This is a genomic window from Streptomyces sp. MB09-01 (assembly GCF_033794505.1).
GTDB lineage: Bacteria > Actinomycetota > Actinomycetes > Streptomycetales > Streptomycetaceae > Streptomyces.
In genome coordinates, this window is the sequence record NZ_JARAYQ010000329.1 from 1 (window position 1) to 7,703 (window position 7,703).

The following is a 7,703-nucleotide window of genomic DNA, read 5'->3' on the forward strand; positions in this document are numbered from 1 at the left end:
CGCCGGCCGGTCTGGCACCTCGTCGAGGACGTGGTCGCGCCCGGAGGTCCGCACGGGCACGGCGCGGAAGATCCGCCCGAGTTCCTCGGCCGTCCGCCGGGCACCGACCACCTGGACGCGCAGCCGGCACGAGCCGCACTCCTGGCAGTGCCAGGACGGCTCGCCGCGCCCGCACCACGCGCATTGCAGATGCCGCTCGTTGGGGGCCTCCAACGGGCCCGCGCACACCCTGCAGCGGGCGGGTGTCCGGCACCGCTCGCACGCAAGCCGGGGCACGTAGCCCTGCCGCGGCACCTGCACGAGCACGGGCCCGGACTTCAGCCCCTCCCGTACGGTCTCCCACGCCAGGCTCGGCAGTCGGGCAGCGCGGGCCGCCTCGTCCCGGGCGAGCAGCTCATCGCCCACGGTCCGGATCCGTGGTGCGCAGGACCGCACCGTCTCGCGGTCGGCGACCAGGGGACGGGCCCAGCCGGACTCGACGAGCTGCGCTGCTTCGACCGTGCAGCTGGTACCGCCGAGCAGGAAGCCGCACCCCTCGGTCAGGGAGCGCAGCTGCAGCACCTCGCGCACATGGGGAAACGGTGCGCTGGTGTCGCTGTGGCTGGAGTCTCCGTCGTCCCAGACGGCGACCAGCCCGAGGTCCCGTACGGGGGCGAACATCGCCGCCCGGGTCCCGACGACGGCGCGCACCGAGCCCCGGTTCACGGCGAGCCACTGGCGGTAGCGCTTCTCCGGCCCGGACTCGGCGGTCAGCAGGGCGTGCCGTCCTTTGCCGAGCAGGGCGGTCAGCGCCGCGTCGACCCGGGCGGCGGTGCGTCCGTCGGGGACCACGGCGAGGGCGCCGCGGCCGGAGGCCAGGGTGGCGGCCATGGCGCGGGCGAGTTCGTCGGCCCAACCAGGGCCTGGCAGGGCGGTCCAGACGGCGCGCGGGGCGGCGCCGGTCGCCAGGGCCCGCAGGAAGGCGGGCCCGGCGCCGTACCGCTCCCAGCCGGCGGGCTCGGGCGCGGCGGGCGGAGGCAGCGGATCAGGCGAGGGCTTGGCCTCGGCGCGGGCGCTCCGCGCGGGCAGCGCGAGCTGCAGCACGTCGGCGAGGCTGCCCGCATACCGGTCGGCTACGGCCCGGGCAAGGGCCAGCGCGGCGGGGCTGAGCACGACCTCCGGCGAGACCACCTGGGCGAGCAAGGCGAGGGCTCCGGTGTAGTCGGACTCGGCACGACGCTGCACGACGAAGCCGTCGATGAGGCCACCGCCCTCGCGGCGGCCGCCGTGCACCTGGTGGGAGCCGGCCTCGAACGGGACCCGGACGCGGACGCCGGGCTGCGCGGCCTCGGAGAGCTCGGCAGGCACGGCGTAGTCGAAGAGCTGGTCGAGGTGGAGCAAGCCCTTGTTCACAAGGACCCGGGCGACCGGCAGTTCCTCGGCCAGGGCGGCCCCCCGCAAGGTACGCGGCTTCGCCTTGGGCGCCTTGGCCTCTGTTTCGGCGGCCATCTCCCGGATCAGCGCGAACTGCTCCGGCGGGGAATCATTCGCGCTGCTCACATCAGCATTCCTACCAAACCCACATGGCAGCGGACGTATTCGGAGCTGCTCCGATCTTCATCAGCGGAACGCCGCTGTCGACGCCAGCAGGACTCGTCCGGCCGATCATGGAGATCACGCATCGGGTCGTGACATGCGCAAGAGCCGACCCGGCGAGGACATCAAGTCGTCTCGCGCGGGGCGGAACGCCGACCCTAGCGAGGCCGCGCCAGAACATGCGAAAGGGCCGCCGCCCCTCGCGGGGTGCCGGCCCTCGGCCCTGCGACTCTCCGGCTACGGCGCGGGGGTGAACTCGACGTCGGTACCGCCGCAGCCGGCTGCGATGTCCAGCAGCCGCTCCCGTTCCAGCTCGTCCACCGCTAGGCCCCAGCGGAGCTTGGTCGCGGTCCACTCAGCGCCGTACCGGCACAGCGCGTCCGCGGACGGCGGCAGCCACTCCGCCGGATCCTGATCCGCCTTCTGCCGGTTCGAACGGGCCGTGACTGCGACCAGCGAGGAGAGCTGGCCCTGGCCGTAGGCGTACGCTTCGCGCCTTTGCGCGGTCTACGAACTGGCGCGCGAATCCCACGCCTCGGCGAGAGGGACCATGTGGTCGATGTCCGACGCCCCGGCCGGCGTCACCTCTCGCTCGTCGTAGTAGCTCCGCCAGACCCCTCCGGTCAGCGTGCAGCCCGGGCCGACCTCCGGCGCTTCGACCGCCTCCGCGATCAGCACCTCCATCCTCGTGTTGCAGCCGTCCGACGGATTGGCACCGGCGTTCCAGTGCCGGAAGCTGGTGCGCTGGTAGCCGGTCCGGTCCTCCAGAGCGAGCGGGAGCGCGGTCACTGCCACCCCGATCGGGAGAACCTGCGGCACGGCGCGCTCCTCGGCCGCGTGCGCGGTCGCGGCGGGCAGGGTCAGGGCAAGAGCAGCGGCCGCGACCGCGGCCCGCATCATGATCATCATGAGCCGGTTCACCCGGCCGAGGAGGAGGGTTCACCGGCGAAACGGCACTGCAGGGATGCCCGTCCCGGCCCGGCCACCGGTACGGGCTCGGGCGGGGTCCGCGCGGCGGATGCCGCCGAAGGGCGGTGGGGCGCAGTACTGCCTCCAGGCCGGCGGGCGTGTGGCGCGGCCGGGGCTGGGCTCGGACTGGTGCTGTGTCCCTGCTCACAGGCGGTGCGGTACCGGTGGGCGGGTGATCACACGCGGGCTTTTGCGGTCATGATCGGTCGCCGGGCAATTTCGCGGGCGGGGCTCCGTAGTAGTGGCGTGACGCAGGTTGCGTCGTTCCGAGCAGGAAGATCTGGAGCCTGAATTGACACCCCCGGTTTGGACCGAGTTGCTCTCGGTCGTGGCTGGCTCGGTCCCTGTGGCCGCCGCGTTCTGCCAGCCCTGGGCCGCGGAGCTGGGGCGGCGGTTCGCGCGCCGGCAGTCCGCGCACGGTGTGGGCGCACCGGCACGGTGTGGGCCGCGCGCTCGTACGGCGTCTGTGGTGATCCGCCACGAGCTGCCCGAGGGCGGGCGGGTGACGGTGTGGCGCACCGTCACCGGGTCCGTCCACGACGGGCAGGAGGAGAGCGGCCCGTGGTGAGCAGTGGTTCTGAGGACGAGGAGCGTCAGCGCCAGCAAGCGGTTCGGCTCCAGTTCGGCGAACACGCCGAGGAGTGGGCGCGGAAGGTGATGGCCGCGCTGCGGGCCGCTTACCCGTCCCTGCGCGACTACTGGGAAGAGATCGCCCAGGAGGCGCACGAGAGGACGCTGCGTGTGTGGCTGGAGGGCAGGGGCGAGCCGGACCGCTCTCCCCTCCCGTACATGAAGAAGGTCGCCCGGAACATCGCCGTGGATGCGCTGCGGTCGCCGGAGCGGCCGCTGGAGGACGAGGCACTGCTGCCGTTGGTGGAGGAGCGGGGGCTGCATCAGCGTGATCTGCTCACGCCGCCGGATCCGGCTGTCTGCCTCGCGTCCGAGGCGATAGCGAACATGAAGCCTTCAAAGCGTAAAAACGTCGCAGAAGCGCAGATTCAGGGCGACGATGAGAACACCATCGCGGTGGACCTGCAGACCCCGCCCGCGCAGGTCCGCTCGCTCAGCAGCAAGGCCTCGAGAGACCTGCGTGGCGCGGAAGAGCTTCAGGCCTTCATCCGTTGGGGACACCACAGGAAGCACCGGCGCGGGGAAGAGGACGCGTGACTGGCATGATCAGGAACGACATCGGACAGACGCTCCTGAGGGCCGGGAGCCCGCGTGCGGCCGCCGAGCGCATGCCCGCTCCGCGGCCCCCCAGGGACCACTGGGACCGGCCCGGGGGTGACTGGGGCCTGCTGGTCGGCCCGGACGCGCTGGAACGGCGCGAACACGCGAACTCCTGCTACCGGATGGGCAGCAAGGCGCTGAGGCGCGGCGACGGGCGCCCCGCGGTCACCTGGCTCAAGAACGCCTGCATGGAGCTGCACCCCGGAGCTGCGTTCCGGCTGGCCGTGGCGCTGTGGCGGGAAGCGTACGACCGTGGCCGGAGCGCGGCAGTCCGCGAGGAGGTCCTCGGGGTCTTGGAGGCGGCGGCCCGGTTCGGCCACGGGGACGCCCGAATCCTGCTGGACTTCCACGCCCGTTCACAGCTGTCGCTGGCGCAGCGCAGCCAGGCGGCGGCCTGGCAGGACCCCGACTACGTCCCCGCGGTCGCCCAGATCCTCGCCTCCTACCCACCGCCGGCGCCGGCCCGTCCGCAGCAGGCCGCCCCGGCTGCCCCGGCGGCGTCGCAGCGGTACTCCCCGCACGCCCTGCGGGCCGCGAAGGTGGCCTCCACGTCCCAGCAGATGAACGCACCGTTGGGGCGTCAGCGGTGGGAGTCGGCGATGCGGGTCCTGGACGTCCTGGACGTGATCGCCTCCGCCGGGCGGCCGGTGGACAGCGAGCGGATCCGCACCCGCACCAGCCTGCCCCACCGAGTGCTGGAGCAGCTGTTGTTCTGGCTGTGCGGACAGGGCCTGATCGAGCGCCTCCCCGACGCCTCCTACATCGCCGGCCCCCTGCTGAAGATGATGTCCGCCGAAGGGGAGTCGCTCGGGCCGCAGGTCATCCTGCACCGCGCCCTCGGCCGGTTGCGCGACACCGTCGCCGCCGCGGTTTATCTGGCCAGTTATGACCAGGGCGAGGTGTCGATCACGCACTGCGCGGACGGGCCCTCCGCTCCGCGCGTCCAGGAGTGGGTGGACTTCCGTGACGCCGCGCACGCCAGCGCCGTCGGGAAGAGCCTGCTCCACCAGCTCGACTTCGACAGCCGTATGGAGCACCTGTCGCGGCGCAAGGCGGTGAGGCTGACCCCCCGGACCATCACCGACTCCTCGGCGCTGTTCCGGTCCATCGACCATCACGGCCCCCAGGCCGTCCAGTTCGACCTGTTCGAATACTCCGGACAGTACGTATGCGTCGCCGTCCCCCTCGGCATCGGAGGACAGGCCGGCTGCGTCGCCCTCTCCCTCCCCCTCGCACAACGCCACCGGCTGCTGGAGATCGCCCGTGTGCTGAGCGACCAGGCCACCGGACTGCTGCTCTCCCTGCTCCTGGCCTCCGCACCCCCTCTGGTCGAGCCAGGACGCCAGGGCCACCCCGGCATGTCGGCGACCACCGGCACCGACCCACACGGCTCCGGAACAACACCGCCCGCCACAACCACAGCACCCGACCACGGCCTCGTCCCGAACCCGGCCGGCGACCCCGGCCGGCTGTGGCTACCGGCCACCGCCCGCCCCACCACCGAACCTCCATCCGAGACGGACGACCACAGCGACGACCACGAGCAGGAACAGCCCCGGCAGAACGGCATCCAGTTCGGACGCCGGAGCCTGACCGCCTGCCTGAACGAACTCTCCGCCCGCCGCACCCGCCACCTCACCCACAGCAGCGCCTGACGATCCACCTCCTGATCGGACAGGGTGGCTCTTCGACGACGTTCGCAGGACCACCTGCCCGTACTCACCGGCATCACGCCCGAGCCGGCGTGACCGCCGTCCGGCAAGGTCGTTGAACCGGCAGGTCAGCGAAGTGCAGGAAGGCCCCGAGTCCTCTCGGGGCCTTCCTGCTGTCTACGGACGAACAGCCGCCGGACAGCCGCCTCGGGCGAGGCCGGCCGGCCGGGCACGGCAACGTGAACCGGCCGAGTCTGTTCAGCACGCAGCAGCGCCCCGAACCGAAACACGGTCCCGGGGCGCTGCTGTTCGGTGTTCAGGCTTCGATGTACGCCACGATCGTGATGGTCCGCAGGGCGGTCACGTAGTAGATGACCCGGACCCCGTCGATCTCGTCCGCGTAGTCGCGCAGCAGAGTTCCGGGCACCTCGGTGCCCAGTTCGGGGTTGACGCTGATGGCGACGATCGCGCGGTCCAGGCGGTGCGTCTCGTTCGCGGTGAGCTTGGCGAGCTGGGTGAGCGCAGGCTCCACCATGACGACGCGCGAGCGGCGCGCGGAGGGGTCAGGCGACACGAGGCTGCTCGTCGGCGAGGCGGGCGAGGTGGGCGTCGCGGGCGGTCTCCCACAGCATGCCGGTCTCCGGAGCGGGGTAGCCGTTCACGGCGATGTCCTCGAGCACGGAGGCGAGGACGTCGACCTTCGCCCGCTGGTCGGCCGCGTACGCGAGGACGGACGCGGCAGCGTGCTCGTCAAGGGGCTGACGGTCGGGCACGGGCGCGGTGGCCGGCTGCTGGCTCATCCGGGACTCCTGGACTGTTTCTGGCGTGGTGTCACCACCGTATCGCCCAGCCCGCGGACCGGGATCCACTCCGGCGAAACCGAAAACCAACAGGGCGGACGCTGTGGTGCGTGGCATTACCTGTCCTGCGCGGTCAGAAGCAGGACCAGGGCCTTGGAGCGGGTGGTGCCGAGCGCGGCGGCCACCGCTTCGGCGGACATACCGTCGTCGCACAGCGTGCCGGCGGCCTGACGGCTCACCCGGGCGGCGATCCGCTCCAGCACACCGGCGGCGCGCAGCGCGGCCAACGGCGCGTCCGCGGCGGTGGCGGTCAGCTGCCCGGCCATCTCGACCAGGAGCGCTGCCAGCGGTTCGGGCAGCGGCACGGCCGTCTCGCAAACAACGGACAGGTGCGCCGTCCAGTCCGCGAGCGCTCCGGTGAGGTCGACGTCCGCCTCGTACAGGGGCTGGTCCCCGATCGTCTCCCAGTCCAGCGGGTACTGAGCCGGGCCCCGCCATCCGCACGCACACACCGCCCGGAGCGCCTCGGCGCGCGGGCGGCGGGCCCGGCCGTCATACGCCGACCAGTGCGAGGTAGACGGCACGTCCGGACCACTCCCGACATCGAAGTACACCGGACCCGGCTCGCAGCCGCCGACCAGTACACCCGCCGCGCCCGCGTGCGCGTCCCCGAAGTCCACCGTCCACCAGTCCCAGTCCACCAGCGCACCGCCCTCTCCCACGTTCCTGCCCACCGGCCGGCCGGATCCCGTCTGCGACCTTGCCCCGGCCGTGCACGCGCCCACACCCGGACGTCCCCAACAACCAGTGCAGTTGGGTACGGGACTCCGCGATACATCCGGAAAACACGACACCCGTTAGGGTTAAATCCAACATCTGGGTGGGGTTAATTTTGCTAGGGTTCGGGGTGGAGGTGGGCCATGCCGAGCCAGGAAGAACTGTTCGACGCGGTGGACGCGCTGCTGGAGGGCGAGCCGCGGTTGCCGTCTCCGGCGGAGCGGGCGCGGCTGCGTGAGGCGGCGGGTGTCACGCAGGCCCGGCTCGCGGCCGCGTTGAAGTCGACGCCGCAGACGGTGAAGAACTGGGAGAACGGCCGCTCCGAGCCGCGCCCGCCGCGGCTTCAGGCCTATCTGCGGTTGCTGGACGGCTGGGCCGAGCGGTACCCCGCGCTGGCCGCCTCCGAGTCCACGCCCGAATCCGTGCCCGCTCCGGCTGCGGTTCCGAAGTCGTTCACCGGCCCCGTGGCGAAACCCGCCGCGCCCGCCGCGCCCGCTACCGCCGCTGCACCGGATCCGGTCGTGAAGGCGCCGGTGGAGGCGGCCGGGCCGTCGGCGACGTCGCGCCGCCCGGTGAAGAAGGCCGCCCCGCTGCCGGCCGCCGACCCGCGGTTCCCGCACGGCCCGCTCGTGGTCCTGGACGGTGACGGGAGCGCGTACGGCGTGGACGGGATCGTGCTGGACTGCCCGGCCACCACGAT

General features: G+C 72.5%; 7 protein-coding genes and 1 pseudogene. 3 read left to right on the top strand and 5 right to left on the bottom strand.

The features are described 5' to 3' along the window. The coding region (locus tag PV721_RS38635) for a primosome assembly protein PriA (protein WP_319732832.1) at nt 1-1,488 on the bottom strand (1,488 nt) is incomplete at its 3' end. Nucleotides 1,489-1,812: 324 nt separating this feature from the next. Continuing rightward, nucleotides 1,813-2,475: pseudogene (locus PV721_RS38640) on the bottom strand (GmrSD restriction endonuclease domain-containing protein). Between the two features lie 630 nt (nt 2,476-3,105). Here PV721_RS38640 and PV721_RS38645 point away from each other — a divergent pair. Continuing rightward, entirely contained in the window at nt 3,106-3,711 is a 606-nt protein-coding gene (locus PV721_RS38645; RefSeq protein WP_319732823.1) for a hypothetical protein, read from the top strand. A gap of 5 nt (nt 3,712-3,716) precedes the next feature. Further along, a complete protein-coding gene (locus tag PV721_RS38650) occupies nt 3,717-5,429 on the top strand; it encodes an IclR family transcriptional regulator domain-containing protein (RefSeq protein WP_319732824.1) in 1,713 nt (570 codons plus the stop codon). A gap of 313 nt (nt 5,430-5,742) precedes the next feature. On the opposite strand, the gene PV721_RS38655 is transcribed toward PV721_RS38650, so the two are convergent. The 3 genes from PV721_RS38655 to PV721_RS38665 all read right to left on the bottom strand — a co-directional run bounded on the left by PV721_RS38655 (nt 5,743) and on the right by PV721_RS38665 (nt 6,960). Beyond that, nucleotides 5,743-6,000, bottom strand: a complete 258-nt coding sequence (locus tag PV721_RS38655; RefSeq protein ID WP_319732825.1) for a hypothetical protein — start codon at nt 5,998-6,000, stop codon at nt 5,743-5,745. After that, entirely contained in the window at nt 5,990-6,226 is a 237-nt protein-coding gene (locus tag PV721_RS38660; RefSeq protein WP_319732826.1) for a hypothetical protein, read from the bottom strand. The genes PV721_RS38655 and PV721_RS38660 overlap by 11 nt, the downstream gene beginning before the upstream one ends. Nucleotides 6,227-6,342: 116 nt before the next feature. Further along, on the bottom strand, nt 6,343-6,960 hold the full coding sequence (locus PV721_RS38665; protein ID WP_319732828.1) for a hypothetical protein: 618 nt from the start codon (nt 6,958-6,960) through the stop codon (nt 6,343-6,345). 186 nt (nt 6,961-7,146) lie between these two features. Between PV721_RS38665 and PV721_RS38670 the strand changes: the two genes are divergently transcribed. Then, nucleotides 7,147-7,703, top strand: a 557-nt coding sequence (locus PV721_RS38670; RefSeq protein WP_319732830.1) for a helix-turn-helix domain-containing protein, incomplete at its 3' end; no start/stop codon positions are given.

What these genes read in the sequence shown, in the direction of transcription:
- PV721_RS38650 (WP_319732824.1), top strand. Translation starts at nt 3,717, where the DNA reads ATGATCAGGAACGACATCGGACAGACGCTCCTGAGGGCCGGGAGCCCG.
- PV721_RS38660 (WP_319732826.1), bottom strand. Translation starts at nt 6,226, where the DNA reads ATGAGCCAGCAGCCGGCCACCGCGCCCGTGCCCGACCGTCAGCCCCTT.